Genomic DNA, 20,417 nt, shown 5'->3' with positions numbered 1-20,417 from the left:
TCCCTTTTCCAGCAACTGCCAAAAAATTCATTTTTGGTATATTAACAATCGAAAAGTTTTTTTGATTTGGTAAATAAAGATTTTTCAAAGTTTTTTTAAAATCGATTTTTTCCATAGTGCTTATAAATTTGTAATAATTAATAAAATTTATCTTGCCAACATGCTAACATTTAAATATCATTTATATTTTAACAAAGTATCCATATTTTTTTGGGGATCAAAATGGAAACTGAAAAACGATTAAAATATGTCGGAGTAATTATGAATGCATGGCTCTATGGGGTAGAAGACACTGCTAACTTATTTTTTGATAAACCTAAACTTTTCTATAGGAAATGGGGAGCAATAGCGATTAGACCTTTTATCGAATCTTGGAAAGATCTAGGAATTGAGTTCCAAAAAGGGTTAAGCCCCTATAATACTTCAAAGATGTTCATCGAGGCTCTTGTAAAATCTAATTTCATGGATGAAGAAGACTTTGACATGTGTGGAGACGATAATAAATTTGTATTTAGTGCAATAAGATGCCCATATAAAGAACATTGTGGAAGATTGAATTATGAAAAGAAGGAGCTAGCTTGCCTAAGGGCAATCACTCTTTTGGGTGCAATGGATTTTAATAACGAAGGCGATTCGCTAAAATATAAATACGATTTTGAATTTATATTAGAAAATCCTTGTACAATCATATTTGAAAAATTTAAAGATTAATATCTATGTCTTTTTTGCGAATTATTCAATATTTAGGGATAACTTAATATATACTTAAATTGAAGAGTATTAAGTCATTTGATTATTAATTATATGGCCTTAATGATTTTATGGAAGATAAATTTCATATTCCCATAGATAAGATTAATTTCAAGGAATACTTTTCTATTTTTGAGAATATTAATGAGGCAATATGCATTAATACAAAAGATGGGACAATATTTTTTGTTAACAATTCAACATTAGATTTATTTGGATATTCTAGAAATGAAATGATTGGCATGAATATAGTTAAACTATATGCCAACCCAAAGGATAGGCCAAATATAATTAATATTCTAGAAAAACAAGGATTTTTAAAAGATTACCCCGTAAAATTAAAAAAGAAAGATGGGAAAATTATTGACTGTGAATTTAATACCAAGATAACAAAAGAGAATAACGATAATAAAATATTCTATGGATTTATTAGAAATATATCAGAAAGGAAAAAAATAGAAGATAAATTAAAGGAGAGTGAAGAGAAATATAGAACGCTTTTTGAAAATGCAAGCGATTCTATTTTTCTTATTAAGAATGGAGTTTTCGTTGATTGCAATTCCAAAACACTTACTATTTTAGGATATAAGAAAGAAGAAATAATTGGAAAAACACCTTATGATATTTCTCCACCAATCCAACCAGACGGCCAGAAATCTAAAACAAAAGCGAAAGAGAAAATTGAAGTTGCGCTAAAAGGGATTCCACAATTTTTTGAATGGAGACATATAAAGTCAGATGGCAATTTTATTGATACAGAAGTAAGCCTTAATGTACTCAACTTATACGATGGAAAATATTTACAAGCAATAGTAAGAGATGTTACTGAAAGAAAAAAGGCTAACGAAATAATTTTGGAAAATGAAGAAAAATTTAGATCAATTTTTGAAGCTACGGCAGACATAATAACGTATGTAGATACTAATGGGATTATACTCGACGCTAATTCTAAAGTTAAGGATATTCTTGGATATGAAAGAAGAGAAATTGTTGGGAAAAACTTTAGGGATTTGAAGTTAATAGATATTGAACAGTTACCTAGTCTAATTAAACTTTTTATTAAAACTCTTAGTAGTGGCAAAGAATCCGAAAAAACTGAGATAGCTTTGAAAAACAAGAATGGTGACAAAGTATACTTTGAAGTTGCAACTCAATTTATAAATAAAAACCAAATAATAACTGGCGCAGTTTCTATTTTTAGAGATATATCTGAAAGAAAGAGAATTAATGAAGCTCTGGAAAAAGAAAAAGATAATCTATATTCGTTATTGAATGAACTTCCGGGTTATGTATGTGTATATTCCCCCGATTTATCAATAGTATTTGCTAATAATTTTTTAAAAAAGCGATTTGGAAAAATTGAAGGGAAAAAATGCTACGAAATTTTTCATGGATTTAAAGATTGTTCTGAAGAGCCATGTAATTGTTGCCCAGTTATTAGAATATTTAAAACAGGGATATCAGAAAAATGTGAAAGAAAACAAAAAGATGGGAAAATATATGATATTTATGACTACCCCTTCACAGATTTAGATGGTAAAAACATTGTAATGGAATTTGGAATTGATATAACTGAAAAAAAATTGGCCGAAAATAAAATCATTGAATTAAATGATACATTGAGATTACTAAATAAAATTCTAAGACATGACACCCTAAACAATCTAATGGTAATAAGTGCCAATATCGAGATGATAAATGGAGAAGAAAAAGATAAAATAAACAAGGCTTTTGAATATGTCCAAAAAAGTGCGAAGTTAATCAATAGAATGAAAGAACTTGAATCCTTAGTTTCAAAAGGATTTAAATTAAAAAGTTACGATGTGAAATCTATGTTAAATGAGATTTCTAAAAATTATTCTGATATTAAAATTAAAATTTATGGGGATTGTGTCGTTTTGGCAGACGATGCATTAAGCTCTGTATTTGACAATATAATAAGAAATGCCTTAATACACGGAAATTCTAACAGGATTGATATTAAAATAAGAAAAATCAAAGACTATTGTGAAGTTAAATTCATTGACTATGGAGTTGGTATTCCTTTAGAAATAAAGCGTAAATTATTTGAGGAAGGATTTGCATATGGTAAAAACAAAGGAACTGGACTGGGCCTATATATTGTGAAAAAAACACTTGAAAGATATGGGGGAAGTATAGAAGTTCAAGAGAATATGCCGAAAGGGGCCGTTTTTATCCTGAGATTTAGAAGAGGGGATGTAAATTAAGAATAAAGACACTACTAAAGAATTATTTGAAGAAATACATGAACTAAAAAAAGAGATTAAGTTCTATAAATCGATAGTGGATACTACCTATGATTGGGAATATTTAGTCGATAATAACGGAAATATATTATATGTTTCGCCATCGTGTGAAAGGATAACTGGATTTTCTCCTAAATTATTTATTGAGGATAATAAATTATTAGAAAAGATTGTATTAAAAGAAGATAGGCCAGAGGTTTCTAAACACCTTAAAGAAGCTTTTAAATCGAATACGTCGTATTCATTAGATTTTCGTATTATTTCTAATGATGGCAAAGAGAAATGGATCGAGCACAAATGTCAACCGGTTTATGATGAACAAAGTAATCTAATTGGGAGAAGAGCATCTAATAGAGATATAACTGAAGGTAAATATAGATCTCTTTATCTATTAATGAACGAGGGTATGGCATTACATCAAATAATTTTTGATAATGAAAACAATACAATAGACTATCTTGTTTTGGATGTGAATCCTTCATTTGAAAGAATAACTGGATTAGAAAGAGAAAAAATTATTGGTAAAAAGGCTACTGAAATTTATGGGACTGATAAGGCGCCATATATTGATATATATTATAAAGTTGCCAATACTGGAACCCCAACTAAATTTGAAATAGATTATGGGCCGATGCAGAAAAGTTTTAGTATATCCGTATTTTCTCCTGAAAAAAATAAATTTGTAACTGTATTTGAAGATATAACAAAACGGAAAAAGGCTGAAGAATCTCTTAAAAAAATAGAATGGTTGTTGACCAAAGGAATAAAACCAGGAAGAATAAGAGAAGATGAGGTGCAGCCTTATGGTGATTTAACTGAGCTAAACTCCAATAGATTAATTTTAGACTCTGTTGGTAAAGATACACTTTCTTCTATTGCTGGGGATTACCTTGATTTGCTTGATACCTCTTCAGCAATATATGAAAAGAATGGCGATTACGCATTTGGTATATTCAGTTCTGGATGGTGCAAACTACTTGATAAGACTTCAAGGGAATTGTGTGAAACTGAAGATAATAGGGAAGCATTAGCAGGTGGCAGATGGCATTGCCATGAATCTTGCTGGAATAATGCTTCTAAAGTTTCTATTGAAACTGGAAAACCAGTTGATATTGAATGTTCTGGCGGCATAAGATTATATTCAGTTCCTATATTTGCCAAGAATCAAATAATAGGCTCAATTAATTTTGGATATAGTGACCCTCCTAAAGATTTAGATAAATTATCTGAAATATCAAATCTATATCATTTAAGAATTGAAGAATTGAAGAAAGAAGCTAACAAATATGAAACTAGGCCCAAATTTATAATTGACATTGCAAAAAGACGATTACAAACTTCTGCAAAATTGATTGGCGAAATAGTTGAAAGAAAAGTATATGAGGAAGAATTATTAAAAAGTGAAAGAACATTAAGGGCATTATTTGATACAGCCCCTATTGGAATATGTCTATTAAAAGATCGAACATTTCAATGGTTAAATAACAAAATGACTGATATATTGGGGTATACTCACGAAGAACTTATTGGGCAAAATACTAGGATGATATATGATACCGACGAGGAATATGAAAGAGTTGGCAAACTATTATACCCCTCAACTTATGAATTCAAGTTTGCAGACGTTGAATCGACACTCAAAAGAAAAGATGATACTCTAATCAATTGTTCTACCAGCATAAGCCCTTTAGATCCTACAGATTATTCAAAAGGATTCATAACAACTTTAATGGACATAACTGACAAGAAAAAGCTGGAACAACAAATCATCAAATTAGCTAAATTTCCCTCTGAAAACCCAAATCCAATTCTTAGAGTTTCATTAGATGGTGAATTACTATATGCAAATAACCCAAGTTCTGAATTATTGTCTTTTTGGAAAATCAATATAGGAAATAAATTACCAAATGAAATTATTAATTTCATTGGTGAAGTCTTATTATCTAAAAAACAACTACAGAAAGACATTATTGTATATGGTAGGATATTTTCATTGACTTTTGTGCCGTTTCCTAATGAATTATATATCAATATTTATGGTAAAGACATAACTCAGGAAAGAAAAGCTGAAATCGCCTTAAGGGAAAGTGAAGAGAAACATCGCTCACTATTTGAAACAATGATCCAAGGAGTAGTGTACCAAGATTCTGAAGGAAATATAATATCGGCCAATTCTTCTTCTGAAAAGATTCTTGGCCTAACTATCGGCCAAATGAAGGGTAGAACTTCAATTGACCCAAGGTGGAGAGCTATACAAGAAGACGGAACAGATTTTCCTGGTGATACTCACCCTTCAATGATTTCTTTAAAAACTGGAAAAATTGTTAGTAATGTATTAATGGGAGTCTTTAATCCAAATTATGGAGAGTATAGATGGATCAATATAAATGCAGTTCCATTATTCAAAAATAATTCTAAAAAACCATATCTAGTATATACTACTTTTGAAGATATTACTGAACGAAAGAAATCTGAAGCAGAGATACTAAAATACCAAAATCAATTGGAAGATTTAGTTGAAGAAAGAACAGCTAGACTTGAAATCATAAACAAAGAGTTAGAGGCTTTTTCATACTCTGTTTCACATGATTTAAGGGCACCTTTAAGGGCTATTGATGGATTTGGCCAAGCTTTAGTTGAAGAATACGGGAATGAATTAGGCGAAGAAGGAAAGCACTACCTCAAAAGAATTCGTAATGCCACAATTAAGATGGGAAACCTAATAGACGATATGTTAAAATTATCTAGAATTTCAAGGTCTACAATGAAATATGAAAAAGTTAATCTGAGCATGATGGCAGAAGAAATCCTATCAGAATTAAAAAAATCTGATTCCAAAAGGGAAGTTAAAATTACAATTGCAAAAGATGCAATAGTTAATGGTGATTCTGGTTTATTGAGGATAATGTTAGAGAATCTTTTGAATAATGCGTGGAAATTTACTTCTAAAAAAGAAAATGCAATCGTAGAATTCGGGGCCATGGTAAAAGAAGGAAAAAATATATATTTCATAAAAGACAATGGAGTAGGCTTTGATATGGAATATGCAGATAAACTATTTACTCCTTTTCACAGGCTCCATTCCGATGACGATTTCGCTGGAACAGGAGTAGGACTTGCAAATGTTAATAGAATCATTAATATGCATGGAGGAAAAATATGGGCAGAAGGAAAAGTCGGGGAAGGTGCAACTTTTTATTTTACAATTTGATTGGAGGATTTTATGAATAAAAAAACAATATTATTGGTGGAGGACAATCAAGACGATATCGAACTTACGATTAGGGCATTTAAAAAAAATAATATCCTTAATAATATAGATGTAGTAAAAGATGGAGAAGAGGCTTTAGATTATCTGTTCCAAAAAGGGAGATATTCTAACCTAACTGTTGAAGACTACCCTGAATTAGTTCTTCTAGATTTAAAACTTCCAAAGCTAGGCGGATTAGAAGTGCTTAAAAAAATTCGTGAAAATAAGAAAACTTCATTAACTCCTGTAGTGATACTGACATCCTCAAAAGAAGAACAGGATTTAAGCAATGGCTATAAACTTGGTGCAAACAGTTATGTAAGAAAACCTGTTGATTTTAATCAGTTTATGGAAGCAGTCAAACAGCTTGGTCTATATTGGTTAGTATTAAACGAAGGGCCACCAAGGGGTAAATGATATGAAAAAGTCACCTTTAAGAGTACTAATAGTGGAAGATTCAGAAGATGATGCGGAGTTACTAGTAAGACTAATCAAAAAAGGTGATTTTAATGTTAATTATGAAAGAATCGATACTGCAAAACAAATGGTAGAAGCTTTAACAAATAAACAATGGGACGTTATAATATCTGATTATAAAATGCCTGGATTTTCTGGAATCAAAGCTTTAGAAATTTTAAACGAATTTGGTATAGACATACCTTTTATTTTAGTTTCAGGAACAATAGGGGAGCAATTGGCCGTTGAAGCAATGAGAAAAGGTGCAAATGATTACCTCATGAAAGATAATCTTTCAAGATTAGTTCCAGCAATCGAGCGGGAAATAAAAGAGTGTAATATTCGTGCTAATGAAAGAATGGCACAGAAGGAAGTAATAAGACTCAATCGAATATACTCTGTTTTAAGTGATATAAATCAAATGATAGTAAGGGCACAAAATAAACATGAAATATTTGAAAAAGCCTGTAAAATAGCTGTTGATAAAGGGCAATTTGTTTTAGCATGGATTGGTTTATTGACCGAAGACGAAGATTCCTTAAAACCAGTTGCTTTTGCTGGATTAGAAGAGTTTGAATTTTTATTTAATAAAGCGACTTCTGGAGATAATAAATGGTCAAAGAGCTTTACCTTTAATACACTAAAAAGTGGGGAAACTAAAGTTTTTAATGATATTCAAAAATATTCTGAATTGGATAAATGGAAGGAATATTTAGATAAAACAGGTTTAACTTCTATGGCGATTGTTCCTCTTGTAACTAAGGGAAAGTCAATTGGGGCATACTTCTTACATTCAAATGAAATTGATTTTTTTAATGAAGGAGAAATAAAACTTCTTGAAGAACTAGCTGATGATATTTCTTTTGCAATTGAGTCAATTGAAAGAGAGACTAAACGAAAAGAAATTGAAAAAGCGTTAATTGGAAGTGAAAATAGATTGAAATCAATATTTAATAACGCCGCAGTTGGAATAGATGTTTTGGATCGTGATCTTAAATTTATACAATTAAATGACAGATTAGCAGAAATGTTTGGTTATGAAACTAATGAACTAATTGGTAAAAGTATTCTAGATGTTACTTTTGAAGATTATTATGAAATAACTCTCAAGAACTTGGATAATCTTGTTAAGAATAATTTAGAATTATACTCTTTGGAAAAAAAGTATAAAAAAAGGATGGAACGGTTTTTTGGGGCGAAGTGTCTGCAAGTTCAATTAGGGATGAAAAGGGGAGTTTCCAATATATAATCGGTGTTATTGTAGATATCACTGAAAGAAAGAAGTCAGATGAAAAACTAAGAAAAAGTGAAGAAAAATATAGAGAACTTGTAGAAAATGCGAACAGTATAATAGCTAAATTTGACAAAGAAGGAAAAATTCTTTCAATGAACGAATTTGGGCTAAAATTATTTGGATACGAAGAAGAAGAATTAATAGGAAAAACTTGGAATGAAACAATACTGCCCAAAGTAGACTCTACAGGTAAAGTTTTGGAATCACTAGCTACAGATATTGTAAAAGATGTTAATAAATATGGTGTAAACTTGAATGAAAATGTCAAGAAAAATGGCGAAAGAATATGGGTATATTGGACCAATAAACCGATAATAGATGAAAATAAGAATATAACGGGAATTCTTTCAGTTGGTACAAATATTACTGATAAAATTAGAGCAGACAAACAAATGGAGAAGAATGTTGAATATTTTGCCCATTTAGTTGATCATATTAGAAACCCTTTGGCAATTTTAAGTGGATTTGTACAAGTTAAAGTAACTGATGAAGAAACAAAAGTTAGAGTGCAAAGGCAAGTTGACAGAATAGAAGAAATAATAAAACAACTCGACGAAGGATGGATCGATACAGAAGAAACTAGGAAATTCTTGAAAAAGAACAGATAGCCTCTTAATTTATAATTTATTTTAGTTAATCTTTTAACTTGAATTCTAGATTATTGCCTATGCCAACTTCTTTTATCAACGAATTTAAATCCATACCTAATATGATTACTTCAATAAGATTTGTGTTAGCTCCATTTTTACTTTACTTTGCATTCACGAAAGAATTATTTTTATTTACAATATTTTTTTATATATGTGCAATTTCAGATTATATAGATGGGCCAATAGCAAGAAGATTTAATCTGACTTCAGAGCTTGGTTCATTTCTTGATAATCTAGCTGATGAATTACTACTCTTATCAGGGCTCGCATTTATGTATTTATTAAAACCTGAAATAATGCTTAATAACTTAGTTGTATTTGTAGTTTTTTTAACCATATATGCCATTGAGAGAATACTTTTCTATGGATTACAAAAAGGAAAGCCAAGACTACACTTATATTCGGGAAAGACTTTTGCTAGGGCTTATTATTTATTTCTCCCTGTAATGTTTTTCGTTAATAGCTATAGGCCATTTTTGTACCTGATTCTTTCCTTAGGGGCTATTACATTAATTGAACAATCTGCCATATACTTAAAATACAAAGAAGTAGATACCGAAATGAAATCTATAATAAATCCAAAATACAACCCACTTAGTTATATCTACAAATTACCTTTTTAGGAAAAGAGGTCTAATGATTCAAATATATCTCGAAAATATTTCCTCATATGCCCTCTCATGCATATGGTTTATTTTACCGGCTTATGTGGGCAACATGGCGCCAGTATTTGCAAAAAGATTATTCAAAGATAGATTTTCTACACCCATAGACTTTGATAGAAATTTTAGAAATACACCTATTGCAGGAAAAAATAAAACATACCGTGGATTATTTGCAGCAATTTCTCTTTCAACAGTCGTAGTTCTTATCCAAAAAATAGTTTATTTTGAACCATCTATACATAGTATTTCTCTAATAGATTACTCAAGAATTAACTGGCTCTTATGGGGAGTATTAATGGGAAGTGGTGCAATGTTTGGCGATTTTATAAAAAGCATTATAAAGAGAAGAATTGGCAAAAAACCCGGCGAATCTTGGAAACCCCTAGATCAAGTAGATTTTTTAGGTGGTGCATTATTTTTATGTTCATCCCTTTATTTGCCATCTTTAGATATAATACTAGGAATATTTGTATTAATCCCAATATTGAAGATATCCCTTGATCGAATAGGCTATCATTTTAAAATACACGATGCGAAATGGTAATACCATGAAAAAAGAGTATAAGGCTAATTATTATTTTAATGAATTCAAATCCCTTGGAACAGATTATAACGATCTCGAAGAAATTAGGATATATGATGAAAGAATGGGTAAATTAAGGAATATAAAAAAAGAAATTGAAAATATTATAAATGCAATTGACCTTAAAAAACGAGATGCCCTTTTAGAAATCGGATGTGGAACCGGTGAATTCTGCATTGAAGCAGCAAAAAGATGCAACAATGTCATCGCATTGGATGTATCTAAAAATATGCTCGAGTATGCAAAAAATAAGGCCACAAATAAGGGAATTACCAACATTTCTTTTGTCAACGCAGGATTCTTATCATACCAACATGAAGGGAAACCATTAGATTTGGTAGTTTCAAGCATAGCTTTACACCATCTTCCAGATTTCTGGAAGCTAATGGCTCTAAAAAATATTAATTCTATGCTTAAAGAAAAAGGCAAATTTTACCTTCATGACGTTGTTTTTTCATTTGATATTAAAAATTTTGAAAAGGCAGTTGAATACTGGATTAATCAAACAAATGATGATAGGATGAAAAAGAACATGATAAATCATATTAGTAAAGAATTTTCTACCACAGATTGGATAATGAAGAAAATCATTGAACATGCGGGATTTACTATTGAATTTAAAGAATATAAAAATGATTTTTTTGCTTCATATTTGTGTATAAAGAACTAGAGATATGACAACTTATAATTCCAATACAAGATTATATTATATATTAATAACTAAAATACAAAGACAATTATTTTGAGAATTATATAATCATTAATCTTTTAAAATATAATCTTAGTATTTTTTATAAGGTTGTGATATGAGAAGAATAGTTAGAGTTGATGAAGAAAAATGTAATGGATGTGGGGTATGCTCTATTATATGCCCCCTAAAAATTGTTTCAATTGAAAAAGGAAAGGCTGTGCTTGATGAAGAATTATGTGATGGCCTCGGAGGGTGTGTAAGGAAGTGCCCTCAAGAAGCCATGAGCTTAGTAGAAATAGATTAGGATATTGATTTAATGATTTCTTTTATTAATAATAAATTTTGTGAATGTGATACTGAAATAGAAACAGAGAAAATAGAAAGAATTTGTTGTTCTTTAGCCGCTGTTACATACAAATGCCCTAGATGTGGGAAAAGAATTAAAAACATTGAATACACTTTAGAAGAGGAAAAATAAATATACTAAGGATTAATTATGAATCAAATAGTTCAAATATTTTTTATTATTTTTTTAATATCTTTTCCTAGTTTGTTCTCTATCTCGTTAGTTCATGCTCAGAATGAAAAACCTAATATTCAAATAGCAGATATAACTTGGTATCCTAAAAATCCAAAAAAAGGCGAAAGCGTTGAATTTATCATAAAAATTAATAATGTGGGAACTAAATATAACAATCTAAATTTGGAGTGCTACTCGAATAACGATCTAATTGAATCTCGAACAATCAAAGAAATAAAAGATAACTCCATATACGAATACAAATTTACTTGTTTAGTTACAACTTCTGATTTTAAAATAACTTCAATTATTTATGATAAAGACTATGAAAAAATATCTTCTTTTAGTAAACTCTATTTTTCAGGATATTCTTGGTATATTAAGAGTGCCGATGAAAGAAAGGGTCCAAGCTACAACTATTGGTCAGAAAGTGATGAAAATGTTTGGGTTGATGAAAAGGGATTACACCTAAAGATTGTGGAAAGTGAAGGACGATGGTATTGTTCTGAGGTGTATTCGGAGGATTCTTTTGGTTACGGGAAATATATTTTTTATCTCGATGGCAGACCTGATCTTTTTGATAGAAATATTGTTTTAGGTCTTTTTACTTACTATTATAACCCCCAAGTTTTAGATAAAAATGTAGAAATTGATATTGAATTTAGTAAGTGGGGATCAAACTTACCAAATCTTCTTGCTAGAAATTCTCAGTTTGTAATTCATCCAGTAAAAAAGCAAACCATCCACCGATATAAAATGATTTTAAATGGGAATTACTCAGTACATTATTTTGACTGGAAGAAAAACTCTATTGAGTTTAAGAGTTTACATGGGCACAATGAGGCAACTAACGATAGAAGATTTATTATCGCCGACAAGAAATTCTTTGGAAAAAACATCCCTGTACCCACAACAGAAACAAAAGTGCATATTAATCTCTGGTTATATGATTCAAACGAAGATAAAAAGGGAGACCCTCCTTTTGATCGAGAAGAGGCTGAGATAATTATAAAATCTTTTAGATTTGAATAATCATAAGTTAATCGACAAAATTAGAATAGACTATACGTAAAAGAGCATAACAGGTAATGCAGCTATTTTTTTAGTCTTATTAAATTACCAAAGAAACTTATACGCTATAGTGTATATATTTTAATTATTCTCAATGGATTTGAATGAACGCTTTTCCAGTTCCCCCCAACTTTTTCTTCTAAAAAGAAGTAAAATTGTAGCTTTAACTCTCCACAATGCAGTGAGTTGTCTGTATCCAAAATTTTCTAGAATGGCTATTATTAATAGTTTAGACACATCTAAAGTTCTATTGTATCTTCTTGTAGTAAATTCTTCTATCAATAATGAGAACAGAGAGATAATAACCCCAAATACTATGGCTAGTGAAAAGAATAATACTGCGAAAGTTAGGTTTAATAATCCTAAAATATACCCTCCAATAAATGCAATATATCCAGTTATTTCAATTATTGGGCCTAAGAATTCAAAAATAAAAAAATAAGGCATCCCTATCATTCCAACAGTCCCATATTTCGGATTGAATATCATTTTCCAGTGTATAAGGAGTGTTTGAATTAATCCTTGATGCCATCGTATTCTTTGTGTTTGTAAAGTTGAATATTTTTCTGGCACTTGAGTCCAACACACAGGCTCTGGCGCAAAAATAATATCGTATTCTTTTTTTATTGTTCTCATATGTTTGTGTAGTCTTACAACAAGTTCCATGTCTTCTCCAAGCATATTTGTTTTGTATCCTCCAATATTTACCACTGTTTTTACTTCAAATAGTCCAAATGCTCCTGAAATGATGAGAAGATTTTTAAGTTTGCTGAATCCCGCCCTGCCACAAAGAAAAGCTCTTATGTACTCTACAATTTGAAATCCCGGAAGTATTTCTGTGGGCAATCTTGCTTCCAATACTTTTCCATTTTCAATTCTAGATCCATTCGCAACTCTTACTATGCCTCCAATCCCGATAACTTTTGAATCTCGTTCAAGATAAGATTGAACCATTTTATCTATAGCTTGGGGATCAACTATTGAGTCGGCGTCAACGGCTAAAAATAATCTGCTTCTGGTATAATTAAGTCCAGCATTTAAGGCATCAGCTTTTCCACCGTTTTCTTTATCTATTACTAATAATCTTTCGTCTATTGCAGATTTGAATATATTTGTAACTTCTTTAGTTTGAAGCTTCTCTTTTACAGCTCTGGAATCTTTGAATAAGTTATATGAACTTTTCAATAATCCTAAAGTATCATCTTTGGAGCCATCGTTAACAACAATAATCTCAATATGGGGATAATCTATTTTTGATATAGCATCAACAGATTCAAGTATCGTATTCTCCTCATTGTATGAGGGCATAATAAAAGCTATAGAAGGTAAGGATTTTGATTTATTTTCTTCATCTAACTTTACTATAAATGGTAGGAATTTACTGTGCCAACGTTCAGTTTGGAATTTTCTCTTGTGGTACCACAATTTTCGTGAGGCTAACACTAAAAGCACTAAGTAAAAAGAATTCAAGATTAAAAAATAGGCCAATATCATAAGATTATAAGCAATAATAAATGTTACAAATAAATTATCCATAATTATCCCCTAGCTCCCTGATTTTCTTTTTTCAGAAATTCCATAACTAACTCCGGATATTTGTGAGAGTATTTCTCGATAATATTTTTTCCAGAAAACCCTAATTTGTTAAGAGAATAAAATGCTTCTAGTCTTACTTCGAATACCTCATCATCTGCAAGTTTTTCTAACAGTTTAAATGAAATATCATTGTTATATTCAGACAAAGCTTTTGCCAGAGCTGCTCTTATTTGATAATTTGGATCTTCAAAATGTTTTTCCATAATTGCTAAACTTTTCTTTGTATTAATTTCTCCTAGAGATTTTATAGATTCTCTTCTTACATCTTTTATTGGGTCATTTGCAAGTTTTTCTAGTAAAGGTATGGCATATTCATTTCCTTTAGTTCCAAGTAATATTGCAGCAGCTTTTCTAAAGTCTCTTTTCTTTGAAATTGCCAAAAGTTTTAGATATACTGGAGGTATATTCGCAGCAGATAATACGTTGACGAGATATCTATATGCCCACCTAGAACTTGTAGAAAACATTGTATACAAAAAAGGATATATCTTTTCGGATTTAATTCCAACTAACATCTTAAGTGCTGCATATCTAACTTCCACTTTTTTACTATCCATTAATTTTAAAGCTAGTGATTCTGCTTCAACTATATTCATTTTTTCTAATCTGTTAAGGGCTTCAACTTTTTTCCACCATCTACGACTTTTCAACTGTTTTATATCATTTTTTTCTAATCCCCATGTCTTGTATAAATTTCTGATAAATTCTTTTTCTTCATTAGATGAAAAATTTAGTTTAAGGATCAATAAATCTCTCAAATATTTTTTATCTTTTTTTGGCACATTTATGGAATTTGGATTAATTTCCCGGCGAATAATTTTTGTTAAAATAAAATTGTATTCTATCGATTTCTTATTTCCTGTTTTATCATGATTTCGGTGGATTATAATAGTAAATATATAAAAGATTAACAATAATGCTAACAATATTATTAAAGCAATTAAAATTATTTTTACAAATGGGGTCAACCATATGTTCAGCTGTATATATGCTTTTGTTATATCCCCAAATGAAATAATATATGCCTCCTACAAAATATTCATTAATAGATAAATCACGGCTACTGGTACCAATTGAACACTAAGATTATCCAATCCATGATTGCTTACAGCTTCAGTCAAAGCAGCAACAATCCCACAGACAAATCCTAAAATAACTGCATTTGAAAAAGGTACGCCTAAAGCATAAAGGCCTATAGTTGCAAAGGCTATGCTGGTAATTGCAACAGAGATTGAACCTTCAATGCTTCTTGTTACAGGTACGCCAAATAGAGAAGGAACTTTATACCTGTGCCTGCCCCATTTAGTTCCCACAGGTTCACCTATGGCATCACCGACACCGACGATTAAATAACCTATTACTGCAAGTGTATCAAATAGAATATTTCCTATTAATCCCCCAAAAGCGGTCATTATTAAAGGTATCAATATGAATTTGCTTTTGTGAGCCCCGTCAGTTGATCTAGCAATAGCTTGATAAAATGATATTTTTTCATTTCGATAAATTACATAAAAAATAAAAAATGAATTAACAATTCCGTATAGTATCACAAATGGCAGTCCACCAATTAATTGGATAATAGCTGCCGATATGAATGTACTAAAGTGGAATATTTTTCTTGTGTAAGGCGTTCTTATTTTCTTTTTTACATGGATATACCCTACAATTTTCATTAAAATTCCAACATATAGTGCTAATGGCGGTGTAAAAAGAATAACATCTTGGATAGATGGAGTTGCTTTATGGATAAAAGAATTTATTGAGAATTTCTCTTTTTCAATCTGTGTAATAATCGAAACATTTTCTTCTGTTGGAATTTCTATCGGCTTTTCTTCAAATTTATAAGTTATGTCTAACTGAGCAGGTCCCAATTCAGTTTTTAATTCTTGTTTTATTAAATCCAAATTTGGGCCATATATGTACCAAGGTCCGGGTCTTGAAACTATAGCCTTTATAGCAGAAACGTTCCCTTCTGAGTTATACCAGAGAATCCTATTTGAAATAGAACGATTTCTTTGAATTTGTGCTTCTTCGGTCTGATCGTTACCCAAATATAGTATTCGTCTTATACCGTTCTCATATAGATACATCCTGAACTCCCTGCCTTCTGGCACAGGACCAATAACAACATCAGGTGCAATAACTTCGGTGTATCCATTCATCATTGGTGCAGCAAATGATCTATATGGGAGGGATGGTTTATCATATAGGTATGATTGGATAAATGAATCAATAACAGAACTATTAGAAAAAAAAGCATGGATAAATAAGGGCTTCGGTGCTAACTTAGCTTTTTTAATTGCACCATACACAGCATAAGAGTCAAAAGGCGACCTTGAAACGGAGATATTCTCATAAGAAATATCATATGTTTGAAGTATATTTCTTTCCTCATTTATTCTTTCTGAATCTTCATAATTTAGGGAATCAAACAATGATATAACGTACTCTGCATCACTTACCACATAAATAAATTCATCATCTGTAGGGTATGGAATAATGAATAAATCCTCATCTAGTTCAATAATTTCTCCCCGTTCAAACCTAGTTTTCAATCTGATTGTTTTCTTTTCAACTATACTTTCAGAATGTTCTAATGGTAAATTATTTTCTATAACTGTTCTTGCGAGTCTGATTCGATCTCTTCCTAAGTAACAGTGGACATAATATTTTCCAGTTCCATTTATGGCCAATTCCTTAAGCTGGAGTGCAGCTTGTGTATTTTCACTTACCCAAGGAACCATGGGAACATGTATAAACTCTAGACCTGCATATTCAACATTTTGTTTTTCTTCATCTATTAATCTAGGTTCAAAAGGTACAACGGCCGGATGTAATAATGATATAATGGATGTATATCCGTCATCTTTTAATTCAAGTAATTTCTCTAGATTTGGGTATTCTCCAAAAGTAAATCTAATTGTTGATGTCTCGTCCAAAGTAGGAGAAATTTCCTGGCTAACGCCGAATAAAGTTGGATTTAAAGATAACCAAAGAACAGAGATAGTTGCTATAGCCCAAAGAGCTGGAATCCCGTATCGAACATGTTTTTTGGCTGTTTTATCCACAATATTCATCAGAATCACTGTGCAAGCAAACGATACAAAGATAAAAATCAATATTGTTAATCTTACTAACATCCCTTCAAGAGATATATCCAAGTTACTAGATCTTATGAAAGCTACAGGCCCCATTAATGTGGCAAATCCAATAGTAAATCCTACAAGTAACCAGATAAAAAGAAAATTGATAATATTCTTAAATGTCAATCTAAACAAATATTCACCTGTGGATATATATTTAGTATTACTTCTTTTTATTCCTAATTGCAATAAATTATAATTACGGGATATTAGTTATATTATTTGGATACTTTAATAACTTTTCCGTTATTTAATCTTCTTAATTCTAAAGTTTTAACTTTCACAAGGGCACATTCTGATCCTCCACCACCATACACAACTTCTTTTTCCATTACTTTTGGATCTATTAGAAAAGTGGCATCATAGCCAAATGGAGGAGTTCCTCCACAGGGATATCCAGTTCTATCAAGCATTTCTTCAGGGGTGGCTATTCGTGGTCTTTCAATAGTTAAAGATTTGGATACTCTGCTAGTACTAGCTCGATTTTCACCTTTGACTATGGCAACAATCAGAGTTCCATTAGTATCAATCATACATATACTTTTAATAAAATCATTCGGAGAAACTTTAGCAGTTTGGATGGCTTCTTCAACAGAGTGGCACGATTTATCAAAAATCAGTATTTCTGCATCGCTGTCGTTTTCTTTTAGAAAACTATTTAATTTTTTTTCATACTCGTCCATAAATTATATTCTTGAATATCATTTTAAATGTATTACACCTTTATTTATTGATTCTTATCCTTTTAAATGCTAGTTAACAAAAGACAATTTATAAGAAAGTTTTTTATATTTTAAATTCTATTAATATTTATGAAAATACTAATTCTTTCCCTCATATTTATTTTTTTGTTATCTCCTGGATGCTTGGTTCCATCTAAGTCGCAACAACCAATCTATACTGATCCATGTGAAAATATTAATTGTCCCGATAAGTGCATAGGTAATGAACTTTGGTCCCAAGTTTGTGTTAATGGAGAATGTAAAGATTTCAAAAGGATTGATCAATGTGCAGAATATTGTGGGTGCAAGGAGGATTTATGCAAAGCTATATCCTGTAATTACAAATGTATAGACGATGATTTATGGTCATATAAGTGTGTAAATGGAATTTGTATTAAAGATCAACTTGTAGAAGAATGTACTACAGAATGTGGATGCAAATCTGAATTAGTTATTAGAGAAATACAGCCCAGTGAAAGTTGGATTTTTAATGATCCTAAAGATACAAGCAAAGTAGTTGCATTTGGCAATATTTACTTGTTATATACTAAAGATAAAATAGGCGTTATTCTAACTTGTAGAGATGATAAGTGTTCTGATTATCCCGCAGTTTATTACGGGTACAAGAAGCAGGGAGAAAAAGATTATAGTGGCTATATCCAAATAGACGATCTTTCTTATTGGAGGCCACCTTACGATGCATTTTACATATTTTATTTTAGCCCACAATACTACATGAGGGCAGGGTATGTTGATTGATGCTTTAGATAAATTTTTATAGATACAAATGGCGGAACATCTATATACTTGGTGGAAAACTTGAGGATCTTATTGATAACACAAAAAAAATCTGATGTCCTAACAACACTAATTACATCAAAGAATATAGTTGGAATAATCGAGCCAAGAGAGGATAACAGTCTTACAGCTATAATTGAGAAATCAATATTTAAGAATGTTAAATCTGTGGCCAAAAAATATCACATCCCTTATTTATTAATGAAAGATAAGAAACAGGAAATTCTTAGTTGGACAAAGGAGAAAAATCCAGATTTAATCGTTGTTTACTCTATGCCATTTTTACTCAAAGAGGAAATTTTTTCTTTTCCAAAATTAGGTACTATTAATCTGCACACTGCTTTGCTGCCGAAATATAGGGGCGCAGTTCCTATCTTCTGGACATATTATTTATTTGATAGAGATGCAGGCGTCACAGTCCACTATATCGATAAAGGCGAAGACACTGGAGACATAATACTTCAAAAAGGGGTAAAAGTAGATCTAGGTGAACGATATTACGACTTAAGGGCAAAATTTGAAGCAGCAGGTGCGAAAGTATTACTAGAATCAATTAATCTAATAGAATCTGATATAGTTCAGAGAAAGAAACAACCATCCGAATCCCCAACTCCCCGAGCTAAGAGGGTAAAAAAAGATGATTATTTATCCCTAATTGACTGGAATTGGGATATAGAAAGGCTCTGGCACTTTTTTAGAGGCACTGAAAATTATTTAAAATTTTTTCTAATAAAAAATAAATTAATTTTCAGATTTTCTAGAATTGAAGTCGGTAAAATGGAAAAAACTGAACATGGGCTATCAGTAGGAAATATCTACAAAGATCGAAATGGGAAATACATTGCTTGTAAAGATGGTAAAATATACTATAAAATAAAATTTTGGAATCCTCATAAAAAATAACATTGTTAAACTGTTACCATTATATCTTTTAATTCTTTTTTTGAAATAGAGGGCAAGGTGTACTCAGAGCTAGGATACCCAACAACAAGAATGAGAAAAGGTCTTTCGCTATCTGGTCTATTCAATATTCTGTTTAAGAAATCCATAGGCGCGGGGGTATATGTCAATGTAGCAATTCCCAGTTGATGCAGTGCAGATATCAAAAAACCTGTTGCAATTCCAATTGACTCAAGAGGATAATAGTGCTTTATTTTTTTTCCTTCCTTATCCGATCCATAAAGCTGGGAGAATATACATATCAAATAGGGGGCTTGTTCAAGAAACGGTTTCCTTATGTCAAGATTTAATGGTTTTAAGCATTCTCTCCATTCATCAGAGATTTTATGAGTATAGAACTCTTCTTCTACTTTTTCCGCTTCAATCCTAATTTTCTTCTTAGTTTCTTGATCTTTAACAACTACAAAAGTCCAAGGTTGCGTGTTTGCTCCACTTGGTGCTGTGCTCGCAATAGCAATACAGTTTTCTATCGCTTCAAGGGGTATCAGCTTTTTATCAAATAATCTTATTGTTCTTCTTTTCTTCATGAAAGAAAGGAGCTCTTTTGATTGATTAATTATATTATTTTTTTCAACTACCATACAAACACCTAATAAAATTTTTAATATTTTTTAATATATTTCTTTCTATTTTAATTATCTTGATTAGGGTAATCCCACAATCCTAATTTATTTATTCTGGCTTTAGTCTGAGCCTCAATTAGTTTAATATAAAGATCAGATTTTTTTTCTGTGTAAACTCTAGCATATCCCTTTTCTACTAATTCCAGATTAAAGTTTTTATTATCTATATATACATAGGCCAAAGTTCTCCCGAATTCATCTTTTTGGCCTTGGATGTAGTCGTAAGAAATATTCACTTCATTTTTGTATAATCTTTTATAGGTATAATCCATTGCATTAATTCCCCATTTTTTTAGATGAGTATTTGGAAGCCCGTACCATTTGCTTTCATTATTATTTGAATAAGGTTCAGGTGTATCTACCCCCACAAGTCTAATC

Annotated in this window: 20 protein-coding genes; 14 read left to right on the top strand and 6 right to left on the bottom strand. The window is 30.8% G+C overall.

What is annotated here, in order from left to right:
* The first annotated feature begins 222 nt into the window (after positions 1–222).
* The 12 genes from KO464_07040 (at position 223) to KO464_06985 (ending at position 12,158) form a co-directional block, all read left to right on the top strand.
* The gene (locus tag KO464_07040) at positions 223–711 is read left to right on the top strand and encodes a hypothetical protein (protein MCC7573129.1); all 489 of its coding nucleotides are present in this window, start codon (positions 223–225) and stop codon (positions 709–711) included.
* Between the two features lie 110 nt (positions 712–821).
* Positions 822–2,978 (top strand): PAS domain S-box protein, encoded by a 2,157-nt coding sequence (locus tag KO464_07035; protein ID MCC7573128.1) that lies wholly within the window; start codon positions 822–824, stop codon positions 2,976–2,978.
* A gap of 76 nt (positions 2,979–3,054) precedes the next feature.
* Complete coding sequence (locus KO464_07030; protein ID MCC7573127.1) at positions 3,055–6,228, top strand: PAS domain S-box protein; 3,174 nt, start codon at positions 3,055–3,057, stop codon at positions 6,226–6,228.
* Positions 6,229–6,240: 12 nt separating this feature from the next.
* Positions 6,241–6,684 carry a response regulator gene (locus KO464_07025; GenBank protein ID MCC7573126.1) on the top strand — a complete coding sequence of 148 codons (444 nt, stop codon included), beginning with the start codon at positions 6,241–6,243 and terminating at the stop codon, positions 6,682–6,684.
* 1 nt (position 6,685) lies between these two features.
* The gene (locus tag KO464_07020) at positions 6,686–7,972 is read left to right on the top strand and encodes a response regulator (GenBank protein MCC7573125.1); all 1,287 of its coding nucleotides are present in this window, start codon (positions 6,686–6,688) and stop codon (positions 7,970–7,972) included.
* Complete coding sequence (locus tag KO464_07015; protein ID MCC7573124.1) at positions 7,924–8,625, top strand: PAS domain S-box protein; 702 nt, start codon at positions 7,924–7,926, stop codon at positions 8,623–8,625. Before KO464_07020 ends, KO464_07015 begins: the two co-directional genes overlap by 49 nt.
* 59 nt (positions 8,626–8,684) lie before the next feature.
* A complete protein-coding gene (locus KO464_07010; protein ID MCC7573123.1) occupies positions 8,685–9,290 on the top strand; it encodes a CDP-alcohol phosphatidyltransferase family protein in 606 nt (201 codons plus the stop codon).
* Positions 9,291–9,303: 13 nt separating this feature from the next.
* Entirely contained in the window at positions 9,304–9,876 is a 573-nt protein-coding gene (locus KO464_07005; GenBank protein MCC7573122.1) for a CDP-archaeol synthase, read from the top strand.
* 4 nt (positions 9,877–9,880) lie between these two features.
* Positions 9,881–10,585 carry a methyltransferase domain-containing protein gene (locus tag KO464_07000; GenBank protein MCC7573121.1) on the top strand — a complete coding sequence of 235 codons (705 nt, stop codon included), beginning with the start codon at positions 9,881–9,883 and terminating at the stop codon, positions 10,583–10,585.
* 136 nt (positions 10,586–10,721) lie between these two features.
* On the top strand, positions 10,722–10,910 hold the full coding sequence (locus tag KO464_06995; protein MCC7573120.1) for a 4Fe-4S binding protein: 189 nt from the start codon (positions 10,722–10,724) through the stop codon (positions 10,908–10,910).
* A gap of 12 nt (positions 10,911–10,922) precedes the next feature.
* Positions 10,923–11,084, top strand: coding sequence for a hypothetical protein (locus tag KO464_06990; GenBank protein ID MCC7573119.1), 162 nt, complete (start codon positions 10,923–10,925; stop codon positions 11,082–11,084).
* Positions 11,085–11,102: 18 nt separating this feature from the next.
* Positions 11,103–12,158, top strand: coding sequence for a hypothetical protein (locus KO464_06985; protein MCC7573118.1), 1,056 nt, complete (start codon positions 11,103–11,105; stop codon positions 12,156–12,158).
* Positions 12,159–12,278: 120 nt separating this feature from the next.
* On the opposite strand, the gene KO464_06980 is transcribed toward KO464_06985, so the two are convergent.
* The 4 genes from KO464_06980 to KO464_06965 all read right to left on the bottom strand — a co-directional run bounded on the left by KO464_06980 (position 12,279) and on the right by KO464_06965 (position 17,619).
* A complete protein-coding gene (locus tag KO464_06980; protein MCC7573117.1) occupies positions 12,279–13,733 on the bottom strand; it encodes a glycosyltransferase family 2 protein in 1,455 nt (484 codons plus the stop codon).
* A 2-nt stretch (positions 13,734–13,735) separates the two neighbouring features.
* Positions 13,736–14,761 (bottom strand): HEAT repeat domain-containing protein, encoded by a 1,026-nt coding sequence (locus KO464_06975; GenBank protein MCC7573116.1) that lies wholly within the window; start codon positions 14,759–14,761, stop codon positions 13,736–13,738.
* Positions 14,762–14,821: 60 nt separating this feature from the next.
* Positions 14,822–17,071: a hypothetical protein gene (locus KO464_06970; protein ID MCC7573115.1), complete on the bottom strand. Its 2,250-nt coding sequence runs from the start codon at positions 17,069–17,071 to the stop codon at positions 14,822–14,824.
* Positions 17,072–17,154: 83 nt separating this feature from the next.
* On the bottom strand, positions 17,155–17,619 hold the full coding sequence (locus tag KO464_06965) for a hypothetical protein (GenBank protein MCC7573114.1): 465 nt from the start codon (positions 17,617–17,619) through the stop codon (positions 17,155–17,157).
* Positions 17,620–17,748: 129 nt separating this feature from the next.
* On the opposite strand from KO464_06965, the gene KO464_06960 reads away from it, so the two are divergent.
* Both KO464_06960 and KO464_06955 read left to right on the top strand, forming a co-directional pair.
* On the top strand, positions 17,749–18,417 hold the full coding sequence (locus KO464_06960) for a hypothetical protein (protein MCC7573113.1): 669 nt from the start codon (positions 17,749–17,751) through the stop codon (positions 18,415–18,417).
* A 60-nt stretch (positions 18,418–18,477) separates the two neighbouring features.
* Complete coding sequence (locus tag KO464_06955) at positions 18,478–19,359, top strand: methionyl-tRNA formyltransferase (GenBank protein MCC7573112.1); 882 nt, start codon at positions 18,478–18,480, stop codon at positions 19,357–19,359.
* A 5-nt stretch (positions 19,360–19,364) separates the two neighbouring features.
* On the opposite strand, the gene KO464_06950 is transcribed toward KO464_06955, so the two are convergent.
* Together KO464_06950 and KO464_06945 are read right to left on the bottom strand one after the other, a co-directional pair.
* Entirely contained in the window at positions 19,365–19,997 is a 633-nt protein-coding gene (locus KO464_06950) for a nitroreductase family protein (GenBank protein MCC7573111.1), read from the bottom strand.
* Between the two features lie 50 nt (positions 19,998–20,047).
* The coding region (locus KO464_06945) for a thermonuclease family protein (protein MCC7573110.1) at positions 20,048–20,417 on the bottom strand (370 nt) is incomplete at its 5' end.

This window comes from Methanofastidiosum sp., from assembly GCA_020854815.1.
GTDB lineage: Archaea > Methanobacteriota_B > Thermococci > Methanofastidiosales > Methanofastidiosaceae > Methanofastidiosum.
This window is presented reverse-complemented; position numbering and strand designations above follow the sequence as displayed.

Coding starts and splice junctions, on each gene's coding strand:
- KO464_06990 (MCC7573119.1), top strand. CDS start 10,923: ATGATTTCTTTTATTAATAATAAATTTTGTGAATGTGATACTGAAATA.
- KO464_07010 (MCC7573123.1), top strand. CDS start 8,685: ATGCCAACTTCTTTTATCAACGAATTTAAATCCATACCTAATATGATT.
- KO464_07020 (MCC7573125.1), top strand. CDS start 6,686: ATGAAAAAGTCACCTTTAAGAGTACTAATAGTGGAAGATTCAGAAGAT.
- KO464_07040 (MCC7573129.1), top strand. CDS start 223: ATGGAAACTGAAAAACGATTAAAATATGTCGGAGTAATTATGAATGCA.
- KO464_07035 (MCC7573128.1), top strand. CDS start 822: ATGGAAGATAAATTTCATATTCCCATAGATAAGATTAATTTCAAGGAA.
- KO464_06950 (MCC7573111.1), bottom strand. CDS start 19,997: ATGGTAGTTGAAAAAAATAATATAATTAATCAATCAAAAGAGCTCCTT.
- KO464_06980 (MCC7573117.1), bottom strand. CDS start 13,733: ATGGATAATTTATTTGTAACATTTATTATTGCTTATAATCTTATGATA.
- KO464_07025 (MCC7573126.1), top strand. CDS start 6,241: ATGAATAAAAAAACAATATTATTGGTGGAGGACAATCAAGACGATATC.
- KO464_06965 (MCC7573114.1), bottom strand. CDS start 17,619: ATGGACGAGTATGAAAAAAAATTAAATAGTTTTCTAAAAGAAAACGAC.
- KO464_06960 (MCC7573113.1), top strand. CDS start 17,749: ATGAAAATACTAATTCTTTCCCTCATATTTATTTTTTTGTTATCTCCT.
- KO464_07005 (MCC7573122.1), top strand. CDS start 9,304: ATGATTCAAATATATCTCGAAAATATTTCCTCATATGCCCTCTCATGC.
- KO464_06985 (MCC7573118.1), top strand. CDS start 11,103: ATGAATCAAATAGTTCAAATATTTTTTATTATTTTTTTAATATCTTTT.
- KO464_06995 (MCC7573120.1), top strand. CDS start 10,722: ATGAGAAGAATAGTTAGAGTTGATGAAGAAAAATGTAATGGATGTGGG.
- KO464_07000 (MCC7573121.1), top strand. CDS start 9,881: ATGAAAAAAGAGTATAAGGCTAATTATTATTTTAATGAATTCAAATCC.